At 35.6% G+C, this 25978-nt stretch carries 20 protein-coding genes; 8 read left to right on the forward strand and 12 right to left on the reverse strand.

From position 1 onward, the window contains the following. Nucleotides 1-39: 39 nt before the first annotated feature. Entirely contained in the window at nucleotides 40-780 is a 741-nt protein-coding gene (locus tag A8B35_RS06130) for a hypothetical protein (protein WP_075602462.1), read from the forward strand. Here A8B35_RS06130 and A8B35_RS23735 read toward each other — a convergent pair. The 7 genes from A8B35_RS23735 to A8B35_RS06165 all read right to left on the reverse strand — a co-directional run bounded on the left by A8B35_RS23735 (nucleotide 773) and on the right by A8B35_RS06165 (nucleotide 11451). After that, a complete protein-coding gene (locus A8B35_RS23735; protein WP_075602463.1) occupies nucleotides 773-3367 on the reverse strand; it encodes a LuxR C-terminal-related transcriptional regulator in 2595 nt (864 codons plus the stop codon). The genes A8B35_RS06130 and A8B35_RS23735 overlap by 8 nt on opposite strands. Nucleotides 3368-3506: 139 nt before the next feature. Continuing rightward, nucleotides 3507-5570: a TonB-dependent receptor plug domain-containing protein gene (locus A8B35_RS06140; protein WP_075602464.1), complete on the reverse strand. Its 2064-nt coding sequence runs from the start codon at nucleotides 5568-5570 to the stop codon at nucleotides 3507-3509. Nucleotides 5571-5853: 283 nt separating this feature from the next. After that, nucleotides 5854-7281 carry a sulfatase gene (locus A8B35_RS06145; protein ID WP_075602465.1) on the reverse strand — a complete coding sequence of 476 codons (1428 nt, stop codon included), beginning with the start codon at nucleotides 7279-7281 and terminating at the stop codon, nucleotides 5854-5856. A 54-nt stretch (nucleotides 7282-7335) separates the two neighbouring features. Then, the gene (locus tag A8B35_RS06150) at nucleotides 7336-7884 is read right to left on the reverse strand and encodes a GNAT family N-acetyltransferase (RefSeq protein WP_075602466.1); all 549 of its coding nucleotides are present in this window, start codon (nucleotides 7882-7884) and stop codon (nucleotides 7336-7338) included. 161 nt (nucleotides 7885-8045) lie between these two features. Beyond that, nucleotides 8046-8774: a carbon-nitrogen hydrolase family protein gene (locus A8B35_RS06155; RefSeq protein ID WP_075602467.1), complete on the reverse strand. Its 729-nt coding sequence runs from the start codon at nucleotides 8772-8774 to the stop codon at nucleotides 8046-8048. An 86-nt stretch (nucleotides 8775-8860) separates the two neighbouring features. Beyond that, nucleotides 8861-10321, reverse strand: a complete 1461-nt coding sequence (locus A8B35_RS23555; protein ID WP_075602468.1) for an alpha/beta fold hydrolase — start codon at nucleotides 10319-10321, stop codon at nucleotides 8861-8863. A gap of 257 nt (nucleotides 10322-10578) precedes the next feature. Next, complete coding sequence (locus A8B35_RS06165) at nucleotides 10579-11451, reverse strand: TlpA family protein disulfide reductase (protein WP_075602469.1); 873 nt, start codon at nucleotides 11449-11451, stop codon at nucleotides 10579-10581. Between the two features lie 959 nt (nucleotides 11452-12410). On the opposite strand from A8B35_RS06165, the gene A8B35_RS06170 reads away from it, so the two are divergent. Then, nucleotides 12411-13121: a DUF6261 family protein gene (locus A8B35_RS06170; RefSeq protein ID WP_075602470.1), complete on the forward strand. Its 711-nt coding sequence runs from the start codon at nucleotides 12411-12413 to the stop codon at nucleotides 13119-13121. 155 nt (nucleotides 13122-13276) lie between these two features. On the opposite strand, the gene A8B35_RS06175 is transcribed toward A8B35_RS06170, so the two are convergent. Together A8B35_RS06175 and A8B35_RS06180 are read right to left on the reverse strand one after the other, a co-directional pair. Further along, nucleotides 13277-15616, reverse strand: coding sequence for an arylsulfatase (locus tag A8B35_RS06175; protein ID WP_139314827.1), 2340 nt, complete (start codon nucleotides 15614-15616; stop codon nucleotides 13277-13279). Nucleotides 15617-15704: 88 nt separating this feature from the next. Continuing rightward, nucleotides 15705-16982 carry a BamA/TamA family outer membrane protein gene (locus A8B35_RS06180; protein WP_083634344.1) on the reverse strand — a complete coding sequence of 426 codons (1278 nt, stop codon included), beginning with the start codon at nucleotides 16980-16982 and terminating at the stop codon, nucleotides 15705-15707. A gap of 323 nt (nucleotides 16983-17305) precedes the next feature. On the opposite strand from A8B35_RS06180, the gene A8B35_RS06185 reads away from it, so the two are divergent. After that, nucleotides 17306-19663 carry an arylsulfatase gene (locus A8B35_RS06185; protein ID WP_083634345.1) on the forward strand — a complete coding sequence of 786 codons (2358 nt, stop codon included), beginning with the start codon at nucleotides 17306-17308 and terminating at the stop codon, nucleotides 19661-19663. A gap of 214 nt (nucleotides 19664-19877) precedes the next feature. Further along, nucleotides 19878-20864: a helix-turn-helix domain-containing protein gene (locus tag A8B35_RS06190; protein ID WP_075602472.1), complete on the forward strand. Its 987-nt coding sequence runs from the start codon at nucleotides 19878-19880 to the stop codon at nucleotides 20862-20864. 198 nt (nucleotides 20865-21062) lie between these two features. Here the strand turns inward: A8B35_RS06190 and A8B35_RS06195 are convergent, their stop codons facing one another. Then, on the reverse strand, nucleotides 21063-21362 hold the full coding sequence (locus A8B35_RS06195; protein WP_139314828.1) for a hypothetical protein: 300 nt from the start codon (nucleotides 21360-21362) through the stop codon (nucleotides 21063-21065). Between the two features lie 399 nt (nucleotides 21363-21761). Between A8B35_RS06195 and A8B35_RS06200 the strand changes: the two genes are divergently transcribed. The 3 genes from A8B35_RS06200 to arsB are packed head-to-tail and all read left to right on the forward strand — an operon-like array spanning nucleotide 21762 to nucleotide 23575. Further along, on the forward strand, nucleotides 21762-22091 hold the full coding sequence (locus tag A8B35_RS06200; protein WP_075602474.1) for an ArsR/SmtB family transcription factor: 330 nt from the start codon (nucleotides 21762-21764) through the stop codon (nucleotides 22089-22091). A gap of 15 nt (nucleotides 22092-22106) precedes the next feature. Continuing rightward, nucleotides 22107-22532, forward strand: a complete 426-nt coding sequence (locus tag A8B35_RS06205; protein WP_075602475.1) for an arsenate reductase ArsC — start codon at nucleotides 22107-22109, stop codon at nucleotides 22530-22532. A gap of 11 nt (nucleotides 22533-22543) precedes the next feature. Continuing rightward, complete coding sequence (gene arsB / locus A8B35_RS06210; RefSeq protein ID WP_075602476.1) at nucleotides 22544-23575, forward strand: ACR3 family arsenite efflux transporter; 1032 nt, start codon at nucleotides 22544-22546, stop codon at nucleotides 23573-23575. A gap of 24 nt (nucleotides 23576-23599) precedes the next feature. On the opposite strand, the gene A8B35_RS06215 is transcribed toward arsB, so the two are convergent. Next, entirely contained in the window at nucleotides 23600-24331 is a 732-nt protein-coding gene (locus A8B35_RS06215) for a LytR/AlgR family response regulator transcription factor (protein ID WP_075602477.1), read from the reverse strand. Next, complete coding sequence (locus A8B35_RS06220; RefSeq protein ID WP_075602478.1) at nucleotides 24328-25392, reverse strand: sensor histidine kinase; 1065 nt, start codon at nucleotides 25390-25392, stop codon at nucleotides 24328-24330. The genes A8B35_RS06215 and A8B35_RS06220 overlap by 4 nt, the downstream gene beginning before the upstream one ends. 208 nt (nucleotides 25393-25600) lie before the next feature. Here A8B35_RS06220 and A8B35_RS06225 point away from each other — a divergent pair, with 208 nt between their 5' ends. Continuing rightward, nucleotides 25601-25969 carry a hypothetical protein gene (locus A8B35_RS06225; protein ID WP_075602479.1) on the forward strand — a complete coding sequence of 123 codons (369 nt, stop codon included), beginning with the start codon at nucleotides 25601-25603 and terminating at the stop codon, nucleotides 25967-25969. Nucleotides 25970-25978: the final 9 nt, after the last annotated feature.

Raw genomic sequence — 25978 nt, forward strand, 5'->3', positions numbered from 1 at the left:
AAAGATATCTATTTAGTTTAACAAATAAAACCAGCTATTATGAAGTATTTTGTTGTAATATACTTAGCTATTTTAATATATGGCTGCGAAAATAATATTGAAAACCCTGTAGGCAGATATCCTTTAGCAGCTGAAGGCCCCATATTAATTAGAAACCTAATAATATCTGAAAGTATGGTACTCAAAAGCAATAGTACCTCTCATGGATTTATAATGCCCGCAAGTGTTTATAATCGTGAACTTGACCTAGAAAGGTTGGTTCATAATTACCAATATACTGGTTATACAGTTAAGGTATTTAGAGCATGGGTGAGTGATGATTCAAATCCCAACGGTGGATATTATACAGATCTTGAATTTGAAAATATTGACCTTAAAAATCATAATATTGAATTTGAAACTGCTGGTGAATTTGAAGTGGAAGTCATACATCCCGATTTTAATAATAAAAATGCAAATTATTCGGCTTATTACGAATTCAAAAAGACTGAATTCCTGAGTTGGCCAGAGAATGAACCTTTAATTATTGATATGGAATTGGGGCAGCATGCCGTATTTCTTGTATATCAAACCATAGATGTTTATTTTACAATTGATTGGATGAAAATTAAAAAAAATGAAGTTGTCGAATATCAACCCATTTATATTGAAGACAATAAAGGCTTTGAGATAGAAATAAAACATAAAGATCAAAAAGAAATAAAGCAAAGAGTTGAAGCTGGGGATAATGGAACCTGTCAATTCTATTGGGTTGAGAGCTCCATTGAGTTACCTATTTAAACTTTTTATCTTTTGATAATTCAATGGCTTCGCTCCTATTTGATGCTCCTATTTTTTTGTAGATATTACTAATATGCCGTTTAACTGTTTTTTCTGAAATAAATAGTTTTTCACCTATCTCTTTATTCGCAAAATTCGTCTTAATTAATTTAAAAATCTCAATTTCTCTATCAGTTAACGATTCTTTTGTGAGGCTCTCTTCTTTAGAATCATCCATAGAAAATTGCAATTGCGCTGAAATAAAACTTTTACGTTTAGAGTCTATTTCTATCGCAGATAAAGTGGAAGCTATTGTTTTATCTAATACAATAAAAGAGAGCTTCGCCCCTTTGTCCATTAAAGTATCCGTTAGTTGCATCAATGAATTTGTTGCTTGCTCAGGGAATCCCATTTTTTGGTGTAAAATAGCTTCTAATAGCCTAGCCTGATTATTAAATTGAACATTATTTACTTCCTCGGTATACAACAATATATCTTTAATTATACCCATTGCTATTTCTTGGTCCTTTAGGTCGGAACCCATTAAAATGTAGGCTTGAACAATTGGTATAGAAATAAAGAAGGTCATTGGTAAAAATGGTTTGTATTTGGCCTTACGTGCCCAAGCTAAAGCTGATGAATCTTTTTGTTTCCTCCAATATACTAAACTGGTAAGTGCTTTAGAATACTTATAAAAACGAATTTCTCCTCTACCAATTGTAACTTCATTAATGTCATCTAACATTTCTATTAACTCATCAATACTTAAAATATCAATTTTTGAAATTAATAATGCTACCATGGCAAAATACCGATGTGGAACTATATTATCAGAAGAGTCGAGGTAACAACACGTTAAATGTTCAATGGCTTTGCTTTTATCAAGAAGGTTAAAATGGGAAATTCCTAGAAAATAATGCGCATTAAAAACTACTTCCTCCCTCCCTGTTTCATTACCAATTCTATATAGTTGATTAGACGCTGACAATAAATCAACCATATTTGCTTCTATAAAATGAATATAGCATAAGGTTATGATTTGATGAGTCATAACTATAGGGTTATTCGAATTAGTAATTGAGCTAGTAATCAATTTTACCCCTTTTGCTGTATTACCTTGCGCCTGCAATGCTCCGCAACGAAATAACCAAGCCAACCCTAGCGGATAATGGTTATTATTATCAATATTTTCAATTGCCTTTTGTCCGAATAATTCCCATTTTTTCATATCAAATGAAAAGTGCAAGTGGTAATAAGACATAAACAAAAAATACTCCCCTAAAAGATTAGGCTCATTTTTAAAATCATCGGCACTAATGCTTTCCAATTCTTTTCTCATCCCATCAGTATCGCCAGAACTTAAAGCAACCCATATATAACTCAACTTTAGCAAGTTGTTTTTCTGAATTTCATTGGGCTGAAACATATTTAGCACTTCATCTAAAACAGGCCACTCTCCCTCTGCTACAACCTTTTGTCTAAGGGTTTTAAATAACTCTATTGCAGTATCTGTATCTTCCGATTTGATATAAAAAAAGATGGCATCTTTTATCAATTTATTTTCAACACACCATTCAGCCAAAGTTGTGTAAGATTGTTTTACGTAGACCGCATTGGTTTGTATATCTTTTAGGGATAAATTAGTTTGTATTAGGCTATTTATCTTATTCTCTCCATTGGTATTTTCTGCTATTAGATAATGTGATTTTACCAACAAAAACACAAAATCATCATAATTGATACTAAGCAAATTATTCTGATTTCTTAGTCTATTAAATATATCTTCGTTAAAATAAGGCAAACTAAATAATAAGCATAACATACTTCGCTCCTCACTGGTAAAGTCATTTACCTTGGCTGATAATAACTCTGATATTACATGCTTTAAATTGGATAGATATTGTTTTTTAGTGAAGGAACCTTTGAATGTGGCATTCAGCAAGTTTAGTATCCATATAGCACCACGTGTAGTGCTATATATATATTGATACTTCGCTAAAAAAGAATCATCAATATCTTGGGTTTGGAGGTAATGCTTTACTTCTCTTCTTGAAAATTTGAGATCATTCTCTATTATTTCAACAAATAAATCGCTCCCTTTTATAAATGAATAATCAAATGGCAGTGATTTAATACTAGATACTATTATAGTAAATGCAGGCAACTTTAGCTTCAATAGTTTAGAAATAAACAGATGAACCTGTGGTGATTTTATGAAATGATAGTTATCCAGGACTAGCACTAGTTTTTCTGCTAAATCTATGAATGCATTTGACAAAAGCATACATAATGTATCTAAATCATCAATCTTCGGAAGGTCATCTTCGTTTTCAACTGAAAATTTAGGATACACCATTCTAACTGAATGAATGATATAGTTAAGAAAGTGCGGTAAATTGTTGTCATTCTCATCGATAGAATACCAACAAACATTGTTTTGCTGAATACTCCAACTTGCTATAATAGAAGTTTTACCATAGCCATACGGAGCCTTTACAAGTACTAAATTGGCTTGTACTTTACCTAACTTTTGTTGAGCATCTTCTTTCTTAAAGTAGTTTGTGGGTAAGTTCGGAATCAGTAGTTTAGATTTATATATAGTGGCCATACTTTACATATTCGTGTAAATTCAAGAATAAATGTAATAAACATATGTTATCGCACCTAATATCTAAAAAAAAGAAATCCAATTAACACTTAAGCTAATTGGATTTCTATATAATAAGGTTTACGAACTTTATTCTTACTTATAAGTCGAGATTGATTTTAATACCGGCTCTAAACCAACGTCCTGGTTGGTTAATATTTCCGAAATCAACATAATCGTTATTGAATATATTGCTTGCTTCGGCATAAATGGTATACTTAGGCTTGGTCCAATGAACTCGCAAATCGCAAAGCCAGAAAGGATCGTAATCAATAACATTGCCATTTACAACATCGGTGTACTCTCCCATTCTATCTTGGTAAAGAAAATTCCATGTGGCACCTAAGTTAGAAATTAACTTATGCGATACTCCTGCATTAAATTTATGCTTCAGATAATTAAAAACATATGCTGAAGTATAACCCGGAAGTGCATCTTTACTTTGATCGAGCCAAGCGTAATTTAAATTAACATTCTGTACAAAAAAGTTTGGTGAAACCAATTGAGCAAAATTAATATTGGCACTGGCCTCAATACCTACTGTAGCTATATCGTTAATATTAGAGGTAGTATATTTTCCATTATCTCCTAATTCTTCAGTAGGAATACCCCAATCAATCATATTTTTTCCATCACGATAAAACCCAACTAACGTTGCATTAATACCCGATTCAAGATATTTAAATCCGGCTTCGTAAGTGGTAGCTTCTTCAGGCTTTAAATTAGGATTTCCCACATTGGTTGGGCCATTGTAAAACAAATCAGTAAAGGTTGGCATACGTAATGATTTATTAACACTCGCAAATCCTTTAAGTCCTGATGTAATCCAATAACTCGCATCTATACCTGGGAAATAATCAAAGCCAAAACCTAGGCCTGAATTATAATTAGCCATTAAGCCGGCAGATACAGATAAACGATTGTGTGTATAAGTATGCTCTAAAAAGAATGATGCATTGCTACGACTATAAGAGTTAGTGAAAGTCCCTTCAGGCTCGCCAGGAACATCAATAGGCTCATCCATTGGTAAACCTAATACGTTACTCCATACGTTCTCAGAACGGAAATCGCCACCCACAGCTGTTTTACCAGCTACCCAAGGGATAACTGCATTCATATTTGCCCCAAACACATCTGTTAAATGATAGTTATGACCATCGTACCACGAAGCTGCATCTTCATAATCTCTAAAAAGTTCAAATCTATCTTGATGACGGCGCCAATAAATAGAAGGTTTCAGCTTTATTTTACCATCAGATTGGAATGACAAACTCGCAAATGTGGTTTTGTTTTGCTCAAACTGATTTGGATAAGCTGCAGAATAGAATGAGTTAGCTCCGAATTCTTTATCGGTATGCCCTACTTGTAAATCGAGCTTATCGCCTTGTAAATCTAACTGACCTTGGTAGAAAACGTTATACGAATCAAAATCAGTGTTGGCCATGAAACCATTACTGGCACTTTTGTTGGCTGCAATATAGTTTTTGGTATTTCCTTTAATAATTGTAGCGTTACCTCCTACATTATATAAACCAAAATCGCCACCCATGGCGTTAACCGTAATATTATTTTTTTCTTTGGTACCAGTAACAAAGTTAATGGCTCCACTAAAAGCATTAGGCCCGTGTACACGTGATCCTGGACCTTCGAGTACTTCTACACGCTCTATACTTTGCATGTCGATTGGCAAGTTAAGACTTAGGTGACCGGTTTGAGGATCGGTGATGTTAATACCATTTAATAAAATCATTACCTGATCAAATGAACCTCCGCGGATACTAACATCGGCCTGTATACCCATGGGCCCGCGCTGACGCACATCTACTCCCATTACGTATTTCAATAAATCTTGCGGACTTTGAACGGGCAAGCTTTCGATTTCTTTACGTGTGATAACGTTTACCACTCTTCCTACTTCGGAATAGAGGGCGGGCGATCGGCGTGCCGAGACTTCTACTTCCCGGATATCGATGTTTTGATTGATACTTGCAGTATCTTCTTGTGCCCACGATACGGTGTTAAATCCGCACAGAAAGTAGGCGGTTGCCAAAGTGGCTATTTTAGTTTTGCTGCCTATGGTGCTAAATAAAGCAAATCCTTTTCTACTCCATCTCTTAAAGGTTACTACTTCTGAATTGGAAGTAGAATAACTTTTCATCTTCATATTGTTATGTTTTTTTTATAAATCAGAAACGGTTGTGGTTTCTATTATAATTAGGCCGTCTCTGTTAATTTGGGCGCAAAAATAGTATTTACTTTTATAATAAAAGAGTAATGTGTCTTTTTAATACAGAAATTAAACACAACATGCCTTATATAAGCAGTTATGATTCTTTATAGAAACAATTTATATCAATCATTTGATGATGTTTTTGGTATAAGCATAGAAAAGGCGTTTCTGATATTGCTTCAGAAACGCCTTTTAATGTGACAGAATTTAAGGTATTTTATTTCTGTAGCTTTAGATTCAAGGCTGCTACTAATTCTTTAACCAACTCAGGATTTTCATCAGCTATATTTTTGGTTTCTTTTTCTGCACTGGTGTGATCATATAACTCAACAAAACCATTTTTATGAAGCGTTAATCGATGCGTTTCGGTTCTTATGGTAGATGCATTGCTTTTATATGCCACTGCATAATGACCTTTCTGATGTGGTTGTTCTAAAATGCCTCTCAAGGATACGCCCTGGGCAAATGTTGGGAATTCAACTTTAGTTAGATCGCACAGAGTGGGGAAAATATCTAGTGTTTCAACAACAGCATTGGTTTTGGTTCCCTTGTGCTTCATACCTGGGTAGTGGATGATCATTGGTGAATGCAAAGACTCTTCAAACAGGCTATGCTTACCCCATATGGCATGTTCGCCTAGGTGCCAACCATGGTCGCCCCAAAGTACCACTATGGTGTTTTTATCTACACCAGTCCTTTTTAATTCAGCCAACACTTTTCCAACTTGCGCATCGGCATAGCTTACACATGCTGCATAATGGCGCCTTACGTCATCAGCAAAAGCCGCATCATTATTGGCATCTTTACCCCATGTATTATACCTATTGAATTCGCCTGATCCATGCCAAGTAGTTTTACCTACTGGTTTATGAGGATGATGAATAGCTGGAAGTTTACAATTCTCATAAATATCGAAATAGGATTTTGGTGCCCCAAAAGGTAAATGTGGTTTAATAATACCCACAGCCATAAAAAATGGTTTCTCATCGTCTGCTGTAAGTATTTGTAATTGCTTTAAAGCCTCGTTGACAATCACTCCATCAGGATATATTGTATCATCGCCTTCCACAGTTTGAAAAACATCCATATCCTTTGCATTTTTTCTGATTTCGCCATGAGCTAATCCATGCATCGCGCCCCTTGGGTGTTGCCATTCTGCAACGGGCATTAGGTGCTTATCCCATGCATTGGGCATTTCTATTACCGAATCATCATCCCAATTGGCACCACCTCTTCCGCCAGGGTGATGCGACACCTTCCCCACTGAAACCGTAGTGTATCCATGCGTTCTAAACCACTCTGGCATGCTCGGGTCAATTGTTTTATTTCCGGTTTTTATTTCTTCTGCGCGAACAAAAATAGCATTGTTCTTTGCTGAACCATACTGCCCTGTTAGTAACGTGTAGCGCGATGGTCCGCAACTTGGAGCATTGACATAGTGTTGCTGAAATGAAACCCCATTTTTTGCCAATTTATCAATGTTAGGCGACGAAATATAAGAGGCCCCATAACAGTTTAATTCAGGCCTCAAATCATCAACACAGATGATTAAAACATTTGGTTTTTCTTTTTTAGCAGCAAGGGCATATGGCACAAATAACAGCGCACATATGGCAATAACTAGCGTGAGATTCTTTTTTTTCATTGGTTGTTTTTTTTAAGAATAGGACTTTTGTACTTTTTGGTGATGGTATAGATTCTACTGTGTGTATCTGGTCATAATAATATTATCAATGTAGGAACCTTCTTTGGTTTTTATAAATTTTCTTTGCACCCCTGTTTTCTCAAAACCTAAATTAGCATATAGCTTAAGTGCACTTTGATTAGTATTAAATACTTGTAACCAAGTGGCCTCAATGTCGGCATTTTTATCAACCCACGATAAAAGTATTTTTAAAAGCTCAGTACCAATACCCTGACCCTGCCAATCCTCATGGATACCCATTCCGATATAGCCAGTATGTTTAAGCATTTCTCGCTCAGTAAACATTAAATCAACATTTCCGACAATCTCTCCTTTATATTCAGCCACTAACAGAAGGTCATTTTTTCCATTCTTAAATTTGTTAATCCAGTCAGTATGAGTTTTGGCCATTTCTGAAAACTCTGGCTCAGTTAATGGTATAAAACCACTTCGCAAATACGATTTTACGCAAGACTGCAAACTTTCGGAATCTTCTATTTCACATTCTCGGATGGTAATTAATCGGCCTAAATTATCTTTTATTTTTAGTGGTACTATTTTCATTTTTCTTAGTTAGTTATTACCAATACTATGTGATCACTCAAAAGTAAGCTTGCAGCAACAATTTGCAGGGTATTGGTAGTTAAAATAATGGGGCAATTTCTAATGTTATAGAATTATTTCTGTGATTTTATTTTTTGTAGCATACTATTATTAATAATGCATTATTTAGTGGCAGTGATTATATCTCTAGAAGTTGTATCATAAATAATTAAACCGTCTTCTTTAGCTCCGAGCTGCCCAATTAACTCCCCTTTTTCATTCCAAATTGATGATTTACCTGCGCATTCATAACCTCCTGATTTACCAACATAGTTGGCCATAAAAGTTAGCAGCTTATTGTTTTTAGCTATGTTAGAAAGCTTTTTTAGTTCAGCATCAATGCCATTTATTGAGCTTAATACACTTGCTATATAAATAGTTGCATTATTTTGTTTTGCAAACTCGCAATGTGCTTTATTTGATGCTTCATAACAAATAGCCGGAGCTACAATTTCTGTATCAAACTTTAGAACTAGTGGATTTTTGCCTGCTTTAAAAATCGGTGCTTCTGGTGGATATAAATATTGTTTTGAATAGGTAGTTCGCTTCTTATTGGCTTGAAAAATAATCATACTTACGAAGGTATCTCCATCCGCTTTTGTTGGTAAGCCAACGCCAATTGTAATTCCATTTTTATCAGATAAATGCTGAATCTCATCAAATCTTATATCCTCTTGATTACTAGCAAGCCCTTCAGCTAAATCAGGTTCGTAACCCGTTAATGACAACTCAGGAAAAACCACCATATCTGCGTTATTCTGAACGGCTTGCTTTATCCATTTTAAATGGGTGACTAGGTTTTGCTCAATATTTCCTTTTATTGCCTCTATTTGTGCTATTGCTATTCTCATCTTATTAACCAATTCAATGTTTAATTGTACCTGTTTCTTTTATATTGCCGAATTATCATAATCAGCAAAATCCTCCTTCACATTGTTTATTCCAATTTGTTAAGTGTTGTAATTTCTTTTAGAACCTTTTTTCCAGCTTCATTATTAGGGTTCAATGCTAGTGATTTTTCATAGTTTTTGACAGCTTCAACCTTATTTCCGTTTGCCAAATATGCTTCCCCTAAACTGTCATAAACATTCCATGACTCCGGATATTCAGAAATATTCATTTTAAAAAGTTGAATTGCTGTCGTATAGTCATTCCGCTTGTAGTAAGAGTATCCAAACCTATTCATTCCTGATTCAGAAAATACTTTAACATTCGGATTGTCTGCTTTTAGTGTTTTATAATAGCCGATCGACTTTTTTATGCCTTCTGCCTTAATCAACGTAAAAAATTCTATTTCACGCTTGAACATATTTTGTTGTTCACTAATAATTCTACTAGATTCCTCTTTCCATATGTGTAAAGTATCTTCAGGTACTTTTGTTAGGTCACAAACAAAGTTTTCTAGAACTGAAAAAAATAACTCTGGTTCTTCTGAAAATATGTTATGCCCTGATTGTTCAAATAAAACATAATCAGCATTAGGAAGATACTTCTGCATCAATTCTTTTTTTTCTGCTTTCCATGTTAAATCCCATTTACCTTCGCAAAGCAATGTGGGGATTGGGCATTTCTCAAAAATACCTTCCAAGTTATATCTTCCAACGCTTGCCGACATTGTGCTGTTAAACCCCTTGTCATTAATCCATTCATATAATGAAGCTCGAATTAGTTCTTCATTAGTTGGCTTATAATAATGCTGACGCTTCCAGTCTCCATTTAATCCTTTATTGTAAAGAAGTTGGAAAAATGTAATTTCGTTCTTTCTGTATAATTTATAGCACTCTTTTATCTTCTGCCTTTCCTCTTCACTAGTATAATCATACTGTTGTGTTCCATTCAGGGCATCATCTTTAATTAATGGTTTTGCTCCGATATATACTGTTCCAATTGTATTTTCTGGATAAGTAGCTGTATAAAACTGAGCAATTGCTCCCCCGTATGAATAACCAACAACAACCCATTTTTTAATTCCAAGTTTTTGCCTCAATCTATCTAGGTCTTCAACTGCCTGTTCAAAAGAATATCCATTTTTCCCTGATTCAAAGTCTGACCTTCCGCACCCTCTCTGATCATAATAAATAACTTTACAATACTTTGATGCTTCTGAAAACCACGGATGAAAATAATGATGAGTTCCTCCTGGTCCTCCATTTATTAGAACTAATGGAATACCTTTTCCTTCTGTTTCGCAATATAGTTTACAGTCACCTATATCAACCCGTTGACTTTTTAATCCTAAAATGTCACAAAGGCGAGCTAAACTATCAATCTCATAATGAATACTATCTTCAACATGTGATATATTATTTAAAACAGTTTCCTTGTTAATATGATTTTGTGTTCCTTGACAAGCTGTTAGCACCAATAGCACTATTAGTACTTCAAGATTTGTTTTCATATTGATTATTAATTTAAATATTGTCTTACTTGAAACAGTCTTAATTATACCACCTAACGGTGGTTGGATGATACGTAAAGGTTTTGAAAAACCAAACCTTCTAAAACTCCCCTGAGCCAAAGCTTTTATTTTGTTTATAAACTTATACTTTACCTAAATAAAATCAAAGATTTGGCGGTGATCAAATTTCCAAATAACTACCAAATATCTACTCACCCCTTATGCATTATGCCAGCGTGTTAGGCAACGTTTTTTTTTTAGAGAGACTTTAATATTCTTTCCATTTTAACAATGTTCTCTGCATTACCTCCAATCAGTTTTGCAATAACTTCCAAATTCTTATTTAAAATGATATGAGTTGGCATATAATTTATGTTCACCTTTTTAAAATCACAAAAGACGACTTCATAATTGAAAGGATGCTTATCTAAAAAACTTGTTATTAATTCCTTATTTTTCTGTTGTAAAGCAGGAGCTATAAAAACCACATTTTTATTATTCATACTAGAAGAAAGCTCATTTAGTCTAGGTATTTCCGCAACACAAGGTCCGCATGATGTATTCCAAAAATTAAGAACTACTACTTTACCTTCATAATTTCTGATTTCTACTATATCACCATCTAATTTCTCAAATTTGAACTGTTTAAGATTTGTACCTATTTCAAAATTTATTTTAGACTTATAGTCTTCGTCAAAAGATATAAATGAGGTGTCAAGTTCTGGAATAAAGGACTCCTTTAATTGAGAATAATTAAATCTTACAATGGGTTGCGTAAAATGCCAAGTGATTCCATTATCTATAGAAATCCCAATAATTCCACATTTTTTCCCTCCAAAACTCAAACTAAAATAGGCTTGTTGAGTGTTGTTACTTTCAATAAATTTTATCAATTCTAGGTTAGTCAGAATTCTTGAATCTTTGGTCATTACATTCTCCCAAATTTCTATAAACTTTTCTTTATTGTCGTATTGACTATGAGTTAAACACTCTACAAAGTCACGCGAATTCTTTTTATTCCATGCTTCTATCATTTTTCCAGCTTGTTCGCTCGCTACCTGTTGAAAGTCTTTTTGCGACTTCGATATTGAAAAAAAAGATAGAAATATTATTAAAATGTTTATTCTCATAATTATGCTGAGGTTTAATGTTGCCAACTATTCCGTATCCCATCTTTTATGTCGATACATCTATATGGCTATTATTTTGCCCTGAAAGTACATAAAACAAACAAATATCACTTATGATAAATGTTTAAACCTATGTAATTTATATACATAATAAATAAGCAACGGTATTTAGCTGCAATCATTACTTCTAGCTTGTTTAGCTGTTGTTTGTAATGAATACATCTGAAACTAAATGCCGCTATTTTTTTATTTCAGAATTTGATATAGTACTGAATTTCATTATTTTCATATATGTATTCTTTTAAACAAAAAATATAAAACCTCTTTTTAATCTTTATTATATGAACCCCAATTACCCAGTATTTCATCGCACAAACGTGCCTATTAAAAGCTACAAACATCAAAGTCCATCCATAATTTCACACCTTATATTTAATAGACTCTGCATGCCTTTCGGCCTATACAATATTAAAAAGGAGCATCAGTATTGCACTTAGCTGCACTTGTGTTAAGCTTCGGCTAGCATGGTATTGGCTTTTGTTTATTTACACATTGCATCACATTTGCAGCAAAGGCATGCGTAAACCCGCAAGGCCCCGGAAAAGAGCAGCAGAGCTTTGCACAAATCCGTAAGCCATCAGAAAATTACAGCGGTGGCGTTCATAAACCAACATGGCATCAGAAGTTTGCAGCATAGGCTTGCGTTAATACGCAAGGGCTGAAAAATTTGCAGCAGAGGCGCACGTAAACCCACAAGCCACCAAAAAAGTGCAGCAGGGCTTTGCGAAAATCCACATTAGTAAAACGAATGATAGTATAAACGTTTATCCCTTTAGTAACTATTTTAAATCAGAATTAACCGAGTTGCGAGGCCTGTTTCTCGCACAAGAGGCAGTAATTGGGGTAAGTATGCCTTAGCTAAAAATCGCAACTCATTTTAATAACTTAATGTTTAACATATGAAGAAAATACAGAAAGCCATTTCGCACATGCGAAATTCAGAAGTAGCAGGTTTAACACAAGAGATTTTGTTAGATTTCAGCGATGATTTGCTCGCAGCAGATGGGCGTTTAAATCGTATTGTAGCTTCTATTCAGATGCGATTGGGCAAATTAATTGAGGCCATTAGCCGCAATAAGGCCGAATCGGAATTGGAAGAGCTCGATAACAAACGTGATAAATTATACAGTTCAATTAGGAATATGGTTTCGGCGTATCAAATGCATCCCGACCAGGGTATTGCCAATGCGGCTAAGCAAGTGGATGCCATTATTGATAATTACGGATCGGAGCTTAATAACTTGGGCTTTTCGGCGCAATCGGCACAACTGAAATCGTACTTTGCCGATTTTAAAAAGCCTGAAATAAGTGCTAGCATAGCCATGTTGCCAACTGTGGGCGATATGGTAACTGCACTTGAAACGCAAGAAGACGAATTTATTACTAGTCAGCATAACTATAAGGATGCCATCAATAAAGTGGAACAAAATTCGAATGCTAGTGCGCTAAAAAAGGAATTGGTAGCGGAATTAAACAACAAGCTTATCCCCTATCTTCGCTTAGTTCAGGCAATGGACGATGCTGATTTTATGGAGCCTTGCGAAAAAATAGCGAATAAAGTTAGCGCTGCTAATAATGTAGTGAAGCAACGCAGCATTAAATTGAATTAGAGTTTTTACTGAAGGGATATTATGAAAGTCAGCTTGTGTGAGCTGACTTTTTTTGCATTACGCATACTAAAATATTTGGTATAAAACACAAATCCCCTCATCGCTATGATGAAGGGAAATGTATAGGTGGAAATAATCCACTATGTAAGAATTAATTAGTCAAGCGTAAATTCTACATACTCAATTGTATTGGTGTACTCAAACGGAGTACGGTACTCTGATGATACGGTAGAACCAAGGTCCATACCAATATCCATTGTTTCTGTTGCTGAGTATCTGAAAGGAACAACTTTTTCGATTTTAGTAGTACCCACTTGTTTTCCGTTTATAAACAAGGTAGAAACTCCACCAGCTCCATGATGTTTTTCATCTGATTGTTTGTAAACCATTTTAACATCAATCTCACCTGCAGGTACGTTGATATTAGAAACTACTTTGTAATAGTTCTCATGGAAGAAATTGTAGGTGTAACACAATTTGTTATTCTTCACAAATAATGTGTATCCAGCAGCGCTACCGCCATTAGCTACAATAACTCCTTCGTCGCCTTTTTTGAAATTCAATTTAGCAGAGATGGTGTGATCTAAAGCATATACCTGTGGTGCACTTCCTTCAGGAACTCTTTTTGTTCCAGACAAATATTTAAAATGTCTTTTTCCTTTTGTAATAGAAGGGCGAGCTTTATTAAAGGCACGCTCAACAAAACGATCGTCAAGAGGGAATACATCATATTTATTGGCCTCTTCGTTAAATATTGCTTTTAACTCTTCAAGCTTATCTGGATATTGCTCAGCTAAATCGTTAGCCTGAGAAAAATCTTCTTCTATATTATATAGTTCCCAAACATCGTTTTCGAAACCAACAGAACCACTCAACTGCCATGGCACACCATGGAACGATCCGGCTACCCATCCATCGTGATAAATAGCTCTATGACCACCTACTTCGAAATATTGCGTTTTTCTAGTGCCTTCAACATATGCATTCTCAAAAGAGTAGTTCATAGGTACTCCAGCCAATGGAGTTTGCTCAACACCATTTACACTAGTTGGGAATTCGATTCCTGCAGCTTCGTAAATAGTTGGAGCAATATCAACTAAGTGGTGAAATTGAGTTCTCTTTTCGTTTTTAGCTTTAATTCCTTTTGGCCATGAAACGATAAAACCATTACGTGTTCCACCAAAGTGTGATGGTACTCTCTTCATCCATTTAAATGGAGTACTTCCGGCCCAAGCCCAAGGCACAGCATAATGGTTTTCGTGTTTAGGACCACCAATTTCATCTAAAACAGCTAATTGTCTTTCAACATTATCTGGGAATCCATTTTGAGTCATTAGGTTGTTAAGCGTACCTGTTAAACTACCTTCGGCACTAGCTCCGTTATCGCCAATTACATACATTACCATGGTATTTTCTCCACCAGGAAGTGCACGTGCTTCGTCAATAAGTTTACCTACATAATGATCTGTATGAGCTAAGAATCCAGCAAATACTTCCATTTGGCGAGCATATAATTTTTTAGCTTCGTCTGTTTGCTCATCCCAAGATGGAATTGCATCCGGACGCTCAGTAAGAACGGTATTCTCTGGAATTATACCCATTGCTTTTTGACGCTCGAATGTTTTTACGCGCATGGCATCCCAACCATCGTCGAACTGACCTTTGAACTTTTCAATCCATTCTTCTGATACATGTAGTGGAGCATGAGCCGCACCTGTAGAGAAGTACATAAAATATGGCTTTTCAGGAGAAACAGATTTCTGCTGACGCATCCATCTAATGGCATCTTCTGTAAGATCTTCAGTTAAATGATAACCCTCTTCTGGTGTTTTAGGAGGTTCAACACTTAATGTATTTCTGATAAGTTGAGGCTCCCATTGGCTTGTTTCACCACCTTGGAAACCATAAAAATATTCGAATCCTAAACCAACTGGCCATCTGTCGAAAGGTCCAACAGGACTTGTTTCCCAGTCAGGCGTATTATGCCATTTTCCCCATACAGCAGTACCGTATCCGTTTTGCTTTAACACTTCGGCAACAGTAGCTGCTTTTTTATCTAAGATACTATGGTAACCCGGGTAACCTGTTGATAATTCAGAGATTGTTCCGAAACCAACTTGGTGATGATTTCTTCCTGTTAACATAGCCGCACGTGTTGGACTACAAATACCTGTTGTATGAAAACGAGTATAAGATATCCCTTCTTCTGCTAATTCATCTAACGCTGGCGTTGGTATAGGCCCTCCGAAAGTTCCTGTTTGTCCGAAACCAACATCATCTAATAATACTATAATAACATTAGGCGCCTCTTCTGGAGCCTTAAATGGCTGTGGATAATCTTGCTCAGACGTTTCAAAGGTTTCACCTATTTTACCGTTAAACTCTGGCAAGCTTTTGGGTAATGTGTTGCCATCACCCTCAGTTCTTTTACCTTGTTGTGGTGCACAAGACGCAAGAACCAAAACTACTAAAAGTAAGTTTATTATTTTCTTCATCATTTATAATTTATATTAAACTTATATGAATATGTTGCTTTTATAACCGTATGTCAATTACAAAGCCTTTCCTATTTTTCTACTTCTATTAAAAATACTCTGTTAGATTTAAATACAATGCTTTGGCACCATTGGTACCCACACCGTAATCTATACCAAAGTTTGTACGTGTAGCTTTTTGTATTTGAATACGTAAACCAACACCTGCACCAAGTGCCCAACTATCAAATAAATCAACATTGGCATCGTTAGCCGAAGCAGAAGATGCATTGGCAAATACTACTCCACCAAATAAGTCTGGATTTTTTGCTAGTATTGGTAACCTGAAACGGTACTCAGCTTCAGCATAAAATAAATCATCACCTCTCCAACGCCCTTGAGCAAAAGCTCTACCTGAACGGCCCATTTGATCCCATCCTACTGATGGTAAAGCCATGTAAGGCAATGTTCCACTAGTAGTAAGGTTTGCATATGTCCACACTGCAATTAAGTTACGTGGCACTTCGTCTGATAAACTAAAGTAATCGCGATACTCTAACCATAAGGTAGATGAACTTTGATCGCTACCTAAAAACTCAGCGTTATACTTGTACTGGATATTTGCAAAACGTCCGGTGTAAGGATTAGCAATGTTATCACGTGTATCGTAAATAGCATTGGCTGAAACTCCGGCAATGGTATAACCTGTTGGATCAAAACCATGCTTCATACTATAAGTGTAATGGTGTGTATAATTTCCATTCTCTTTGTCTAAAGCCAAATCGTTAATGTTGCTGTATCTATCGTAATGTGCACCAATACCTAAATAGAAACTTGGCTTAACCTGATACAATGCTGTTTGGTAAAAACGAATTAAATCGAATTCCATAGGCTCTTCATCACCTAACTCATCTTCACTCTCGAAAGGAGATACACCTGGTGTAAGTGTGTTAGAACCCGAACCAGTACCCAATCCGTAGGTAGGCTGCGACGAGAAAAACAAACGATAATCACCCTGCAACATCCAATTGTTTTCGTTCGTATAAACCGTAGATTTTAACGTGAATAAAGTTTGCTTCTTAGAAGTGTGTGCAGCTGTTATCATAGCGTTAGACATCTTTGTAGTACTAGGATCACCTAAAAATATACTACCTGAAGCTGCACCTCCGTACATAAATCCAAAAGCAGGATTAGAAACCAATATAGGAATTGGTGCTAAATATAACTTTCCTTCTTTTACTTCTGATTTATCCTTTTTTTCATCTTGCTCCGCTCGTTCTTTTTCAATCTCAGGAGTGACCTCTTGATTGTTCTGAATGGTTTGTCCATGTGTAAGACTGAATAATCCTAACATTACCACTAAAGAAAAAATGTACTTTATATTCATATGAATACTATTACTTTTAATTGATATGTATTTAAAAATCTTGGCAAAGATTGAATATGAAAGACTGATTTATTATCCGATAATACCCAATCATTTTCCCAAAACAGTCATCTTTAATTCACTGATAATGCGATATTGTTGGATGTATTTCTATTCAAAAAATGACAATTATGGAATAGTTATTGGGTATTTTGGAATAATAAGTCTGCTACAATTAAATGATTTTTGTGAAGTAGAATTCCAGCGTACATGTGCATACTGTTAACATGCACAATAAAGAATGGAACTTCTAAAAAAGACAATTACTATTTAATATACACTTTATGAAACAGATTTCAGTTTTATTACTACTGGCTATCATTACTTCGTTTTCGGTTGCCACTGCGCAACAGAATAATGGCAATGACCCATTTAATCGTTCAATTCTTCCCATTCCAGAACTACCTTTTAAAGGTAAGATAGGTATTACTCCATCCGATTCGGAAATGGATTTCCCTGAAATGGTTACCCCACCAGAAGGAGCTCCCAATGTATTAATTATTATGACTGATGATGTAGGTTTCTCTGCCTCTGAAGTATTTGGTGGTCCTATTCCAACGCCAGCGTTCGACCGTTTGGCAAAGGATGGATTAATTTTTAACCAATTTCATACAACAGCTCAATGTTCGCCTACACGTACTGGCCTACTTACAGGGCGTAATCACCATACCGGTGGTAACGGATCTATTATGGAGTTAGGTGTTGGATACCCTGGTTACAACACATTAACATCACAATCATTAGTTGGTATTGGTACTATTTTAAAAGAGAATGGATACAACACTGCTTGGTATGGTAAAAACCACAATGTACCAGATTGGCACAATAGCCAAGCCGGACCTTACGATTTCTGGCCTACAGGTTTAGGCTTTGAGTATTTCTATGGTTTCCTTGGTGGTGATTGTCACCAATTTGCACCAGCATTATTCGAAAACACTACGCCTATTGAACCTCCTTACAAAGAGGATTATCACTTTGATAAAGATATGGCTGATCAAACGATCGATCGTATCCGTATGCTGAATTCTATTGCTCCTGAAAAACCATTTATGGTTTATTATACACCTGGTTCAACACATGCTCCACACCACGCTCCTAAAGATTGGATTAAAAAATTCGAAGGTCAATTCGACATGGGATGGGATGAATTAAGAAAAGAAATTCACCAAAAACAATTGGATTTAGGTATTATTCCTCCAGGAACAAAACTAACACCACGTCCGGATGCGATACAAGCTTGGGATTCGTTAGACAAAGAGCACCAAGAAGTATTTGCTCGTATGATGGAGGTTTATGCTGCTGCTCTTAGTCACTGTGATTACCAAATTAACCGTGTATTAGATGCCATTGAAGAAACAGGCCGTTTAGATAACACGCTTGTCATCTATATTCAAGGAGACAACGGACCTGGTGGTGAAGGTGGCGACCAAGGTTTATTAAACGAGATTGCCGTATTTAACGGTGTTCAAGAGAAATGGGAAGACATTAGAGGTGCATACGAAAGAGATGAGCTTGGTGGACCTTTACATTTCAACCACAAACCTGCAGGATGGGCGCACTCAATGGCTACACCTTTCCAATGGACAAAAATTGTAGCATCGCACTTTGGTGGAACTCGTAACGGAATGGTTATTTCTTGGCCTGATAAAATTAAGGCTAAAGGTGAAATTCGTTCTCAATTCCACCACGTAATTGATGTATTGCCAACAGTATTAGAAGCAACTAACATTCCTGCTCCTACTAAAGTAAATGGCGTTGATCAAAAGCCTATGGAAGGAACAAGTATGGTATATACTTTTGATAATCCTGATGCACCATCGACACGTACTACACAGTATTTCGAAATATTTGCACGTAGAGCCATCTATCACGATGGATGGGTAGCTGGTACTACACCAAAATCTGCACCTTGGATTATTGTTCCTACTTCGGAAAATGCACACACAGAATATGAGTGGGAATTATATAACGTAGCAGAAGACTTTAGTCAGTCTAACGATCTTGCAGCAGAATACCCTGAAAAACTACAGGAGATGAAAGACCTGTTCTTGGTAGAAGCTACAAAATACAATGTATTGCCTTTAGACGATAATATCTTACCACGTTTTGCCGTGTCAAACCGCCCAAGTCATGCGGGCGATCGTACTTCTTTTACTTATTACCCAGGAATGGTAAGAATACCAGAAGGAAGTGCTCCTGACTTGAAAAACAGATCGTTCTCGATTTCTGCTGAAATTAACTTAACAGAAGAAGGAACCAACGGTGTTATTGTAACTCAAGGTGGTAGACCGGCTGGTTACGGACTTTACCTAAGAGACGGAAAATTAGTATACCACTACAACTATGTAGGTACTGAGCGTTACGAGGTAGTGTCTAAAAATGCCTTACCATTAGGTAAATCAACAGTTACCATCGACTTTGATTATAAGGGTAACGGTTTCGGAGGTCCTGGAATAGCAACTATGCTAGTAAATGGCAAAAAAGTAGCTAAAGGAGAAATTGGAAATACCATTCCAATTCGTATTTCTCTTGACGAAACTTTTGATGTTGGTGAAGATACAGGTACACCAATTTCTGAAGACTATGAAACACCTAATCATTTCGAAGGTGAATTGATTAAAGTTCAAATTGACTACAAATGATTTAAATAACAGTGAGCAGACTACCGCTAGGCAATGTGCCTGGCGGAATGTCTCTCATCTTACCATAATTTACACAAACGTCATTTGCAGCATCGCCCCTAGCTTTCTTTTTCATTTTAAGTGATGATAATTATGTGTAATTAAATCATAAAAAAGAGTTAAAAACTTGTAGCTGAACTAACAAATCCTAATTTTGCGTGAAAGAAGCAATACCATGGATACAAAAGAACCTTTAGTTCTTGAACTTCAAGAAGGCCCTTTTATTAACTATATCAGTACATTTCATAAGCATTTTGGCGGTGAACTAAAATCAGATTCATATTACTACAAGCAAGGGAATATTGAACTTATAGGTTCGATTACTGAAATAGCCAATAATATTGAATTATCGGTGTCTGAGGTGACCCATCCTGATGGTATTAAACTATTGCGCTTACCAGATAACAATCCTGAATTCTTGCATCTCATCGTCGTGCACACAGGTCACTATACCCTGGAGTATGATAACCAATTGCAGCATCTTGAAGCCGAGAGCACAAAAGGTATTTTCTTTTACAACGGCTTGTTCCCTTTAACAGGCGATTTTCCTGCTAAAGTACCCCATAAAGCCATCTCCATTAAATTTGAGAAAAAGGCCTTAATAAAATTAATACCCGAAATAGAGCCTTTACTCAACAGAATGTATAGCACCACCGAAGGTTTAGCCTATCACATATCCCCTCCGCACCAAGTGTATAAATTAGTTGATGATATACTGCAATACCATAGAGGTGGTTTTGCTGCCAAAGCGCTGCTTAAGGCACGTGGTTTAGAGATATTGGCAGTCATCATGAAAATGTTGGAGCAAATGAAGGATGATGATTTAAACGGATTGCACATTGACGATTATAAGCGTCTGATGCAGATTAAAAAACGTTTATTAAATTCCTTAACAGACAGTATTAATGTGGAGTCGATTGCCGAAGAATTTGCCATTAGCTCCTCAAAACTAAATCGCGACTTTAAGTCTCTTTTTAATATGAGTATTTACAAGTTTTATACACATTCGAAAATGGAGGAAGCCTATCGTCGCTTATTATCTGGTAAATACACCGTAACCGAAGTGAGTTACGATTTGGGATACAACACCCTATCTAAATTCTCCGAGATGTTTAAAAAGATAAAAGGAGTAAATCCTAAAAAAGTTATTCCTACTAAGTAAACTGTGAAGCAACGCAGCATTAAATTGAATTAAAGTGTTTACTGAAGGGATATTATGAAAGTCAGCTTGTGTGAGCTGACTTTTTTTATGTAGTTATTTAAGCCTGTAGGCCAATTACAAGTGTCACAGTTTAATTATCAGTGGCGGTAATTAATTTTTGAACGCATGGGTTCATTCGAAAAAAGAATTGTTATAACATCACTTTATAGTGGATAAAATATACAACCATGGTATGGCCGGCAAAAAGGTAAGCACCTTAAACCACCATACATGTGCGCTATTGTAGGCATACACATTAAACCCAAGGTAAAACAAGGTTGCAATGGTATAAAGTGCCAAGGAAATTAAAATTGCGAAGCCCTTTGCCATGCCATTTCCGGCTGCATCACTCCCCGTGTAATCGCCTCCTTGGTACATGAAGTAAATTAAAATAGATAATACTAAATAGATTACAAACGAAATAATGATTGTGGTGTAACTCATCGGATTCCTACTCATGTTGAAGCTCTAATGCAAAATGCGGGTTTATAATATCTGTGTAAAACTACAAAAATTAAATGGCCTTACGCTAAAGCTGATTTACAGAGGATCATCAAAACACTTAACATTTAAATAATTGTTACTATTCAGTATAAAGTATAAAGACAAAAGTATAAAGATTATCAAATAATTAAAGTTTTTGCTAGTGTGATAAAAGGAATATGATTTTGCTAGAATTTCATTAATTGAACTATTTTTTAAAAAAAAGTTCTTAAAAAAAGAAAAGTTGTAACATCCTAAGTCTTTTGTCTTTATACTTTTGTCTTACTACTGAATAGTTATAAATAATATTAAATTAGACGTAATTATACGTCACTTTTAAAATATTCGACGTATGTTTGCGTCAAATAAGAAACTATGGTACAAAAGAAATCCGAATTATTTAGCGAAGAACTGACTGAACAAGCCAGTTATTTTAAGGCTTTATCGCATCCCGCAAGGATACAAATATTGAATTATTTGGCCACAATAAATACTTGTATCACAGGCGATATATCGGAGCAATTACCATTGGGCAGAACCACGGTGAATCAGCACATAAAAGAACTTAAAAACATTGGGCTGATAAAGGGTAATATAGAAGGTGTTAAAACCAAATATTGCCTAAATACCGAAAAAGTAAAAGAATTGAAGCAAATAATGTCTGCTTTTTTAAGCGAAGTAGATAATAGCGAATATAAATGTTAGTAAAATTATAATAGTATGAAGGTTTTAATATTATGCACAGGCAATAGCTGTAGAAGCCAAATGGCACACGGCTTTTTACAATCATTTGATGATAAATTAGAGGTATACTCTGCCGGAACCGAAGCTTCGGGCAAGTTAAATGCCGGAGCTGTTAAGGCAATGGCCGAAATAGGTATGGATATTAGCAAGCATACTTCCGACTCGGTTAACAAATTTTTGGGCCAGGAATGGGACTATGTTATTACCGTATGTGGTGGCGCCAACGAGGCTTGTCCGGCCTTTATAGGTAAAGTAAAAACACGTTTACACATTGGTTTCGACGATCCATCGCACGCCACAGGAACTGAGGAGTTTATTTGGAGCGAGTTTATCCGCGTACGCGACGAAATAAAAGAAGCATTCTACAAACTATATACTGAGGATATTAAGCCGCAGTTATAAATTGCATTAGCATGACGGAATCAAAAAAAGAAATAGGATTTTTTGAAAAATATTTATCCTTATGGGTGGCGCTATGCATAAGTGTAGGCATAGCCATAGGCCATTTTGCCGGCGATAGCGTTGGCATACTAAGTGAACTTGAGTTATTTAAGGTAAATATACCCGTAGCCATTTTAGTTTGGCTTATGATTTATCCTATGATGCTTCAAATAGATTTTTCAAGCATTAAAAATGTAGGTAAACGTCCCAAAGGAATTATACTTACCCTGGTTATAAATTGGCTTATTAAGCCTTTTACCATGGCCTTTTTTGCATGGGTTTTCTTTAGTAAGCTATATGGTGCTTTTATTAGCCCCGAGCAAGCTGGCGAATACATAGCCGGAGCAATTTTATTGGGTGCAGCACCGTGTACAGCCATGGTTTTTGTGTGGAGTTACCTTACTGATGGAGATCCGAACTACACATTGGTTCAGGTGTCGGTTAACGACTTAATTATATTGGTGGCTTTTGTGCCCATAGTGGGTTTATTATTGGGCATTACTAATGTGCATGTTCCGTACGATACGCTTGTGGCCAGTGTAGTTATATTTGTGGTGGTTCCGCTTGTAGCGGGAATTATTACCAATAAGTTAATGATTAAAAAACATGGCGAAGAATGGTATAAAACGCAGTTTCTGCCTAAGTTTAAGCCTGTTTCTATTGTGGCATTATTGCTTACATTGGTATTATTATTCGCCTTTCAGGGCGATATTATTACGGCCAATCCCTTAATAATTTTACTGATAGCGATACCACTTACCATACAAACGTATTTTATATTTTTTGTGGCCTGGTTTAGCGGACGAAAGTTAAAGTTACCACATGCCATCTGTTCTCCTTCTGCCATGATAGGTGCCAGTAACTTTTTTGAGTTGGCTGTAGCAGTTGCCATTGCCTTATTTGGATTAGATTCTCCCGCAGCCTTGGTTACCGTAGTGGGTGTTTTGGTTGAAGTTCCTATTATGCTTTCGCTTGTGAAGCTTGCCAATAAATGGAAATATTAAAGTGTATACCCATACCATCAAGTGCTATTCATTAGTACTTGATGGTATTTTAATTTGTTCCAACACGCTATCTCTATAATTTCTGCTAATTGGTAGCTCCTTCCCTTTTATCTCAACCAATTCATGCGTATATGAATCTATTTTACGAAGTGGGATAATAAACGATCGGTGAATTCTAACAAACCATTTTGGAAGCTTCTCCTCAATATTCGAGATGGTTTCTCTGGTAATAATTTCTTTATCCTCACAGTTTATTTTCAGGTAATCGCTCAAGCTTTCAATATAAAGCACCTCATTAAAATTAACCCTAACCATTTTTCTTTCCGACCTCACATAAATAAACTCATTAGAAAGGGAATTATCAGCACTTTTCACCTGTTCTGTTGGCACCGTCAACACCCTTTCTTTATAAGTATTAATGGCTTGTATAAACCGTTCAAACGAAATGGGCTTTAGCAGATAATCTATGGCCTTAAGCTCAAATCCATTCAAAGCATATTCGCGGTACGCCGTAGTAAAAATTATTTTAGTGTGATCCCCCACTAATTTAGCCAATGATAAACCCGATAGTTCTGGCATATGAATATCCATAAACACTAAATCAACCTCCTTTGAATTGATTAAATCCAATGCCTCAATCGAATTATAGCACATTCCTACAATGTTTACATTGGCTATTTTTTTCAGATAACTTTCAATTATTTCGCAGGCAATTCTCTCGTCGTCAACAATTAGGCAATTTATTATTTGAGTCATAAATTAGGGTTTATATTTTTGATAACTAAAGCCGAAAAGAAGGCATCACTTGTATTGATGGTTCGTAAAGTATAGCCATCGTTATAATTCAACTTTAAGCGCTTTTCAAGGGTTTTAATGCCCAATCCTCCTTGTAATTCTTCTATTGGTTTAGATGGTTTACTATTGGCAATGATGAATAATAAGGATTCATCTATAATTTTTAATCGGATACTTATTCTCAAATTCCCACTTGCCAAACGACCGTGCTTAAAGGCATTCTCAACAAAAGTAATGAGCATCATTGGCGGAATGCAAATAGTATCGGGTATAACACTTATGCGCTTTTTAATATGCAAATTATCTCCAAAACGAAGCATTTCCATTTCCATGTACTCATTTAAATGATCTACTTCATCTTGCAATAACACACTTAGTTTATTTGCTTTGTAAAGCGAATAATTAATCAAACTTGAGAGCTTTAAGATAGCCGCCGAAGTTAAATCCGATTGCTTTATGGATAAACCATACAAAGTATTTAAGGTATTGAATAGAAAATGAGGATTCAGTTGCGCTCTTAAATAATTCAGTTCTTGGGTTTTAAACTCGAGTTGATTCTCCACTATTTTTTGCTTTAAACCTTGGTTATTAAGCACTGTGCTATGGTTAAATTTAAGTAAATCGTAGGAAGCAATTAAACCTGTAATAATTAAGATTAATAAAAATATTGAAGAAAAACTTTTGCTCATTGATGGAAAGACTTCCATGTTAAAATCAAACATGAAAAATAAGTAACCATACATGGTGATTACAATAACATACGAAGCAAAAACCATCACATAAAAGCTATACAGAAGAAAGTACACGTATTTTCCTTCGAACAGAAATTTAGGAAATAAGCGTTTGGTGAAAATGTAAGTTACAATGGCCGATAGTGCTGTTATGCACAATGAAATGGACAATGAATAACGGTAATTACTATTATTGAAACTAAAGAATAATGTATATATCCCAAAAACAATAAGCCAGGTGATTATTGGTTTTAAAACAGAACTCCATTGTTTATTAATATTGATATACATAATAACAAATATAACGATTGTTATACTTAGAATTCCCCTTACTCCGCACAATGTAGACGAATGACTGAATTTAGTTGCTATTTAACCAATATTAGTCTGCTATGGTACTTCCGGCTATTAAGCCTGTTATTTCTGTAGTTTACCGCACTTCAAAAAATAAGGCATTCTGCACCATTACTTTTACATCAAACATTTAAAACCTATTATGATGGAACAAATTTTGATTAAATTAAACGAAGGTGGCGCTATTTTCACCTACCCAATTTTGGCTATTACAGTAGCCATGGCAATTTATTTTGCACAAGCTTTACTAAAAAAACGAAGTTATTCCAGTACTGAAAATCTAATTACCAATTTCTCTTGGCTTTCCTTAGGCTGGGGAAATGTTGGGATAGCTTTAGGCCTAATTGTAGCTTTTGACTCTATTAAAACCACTGCTATTTGCGATTTTAAATTGCAGCACTTAGCAGGCGGATTAAAAATGGTTTTTATTTGCTTCATTTTATCAGCATTCACATTCATGCTAAATCGCTTATTTATTTTAATTTTAGGCTATATTCGGGAACGAAGCAATTAAAACCCTAAG

Source organism: Saccharicrinis aurantiacus, from assembly GCF_001660705.2.
GTDB lineage: Bacteria > Bacteroidota > Bacteroidia > Bacteroidales > Marinilabiliaceae > Saccharicrinis > Saccharicrinis aurantiacus.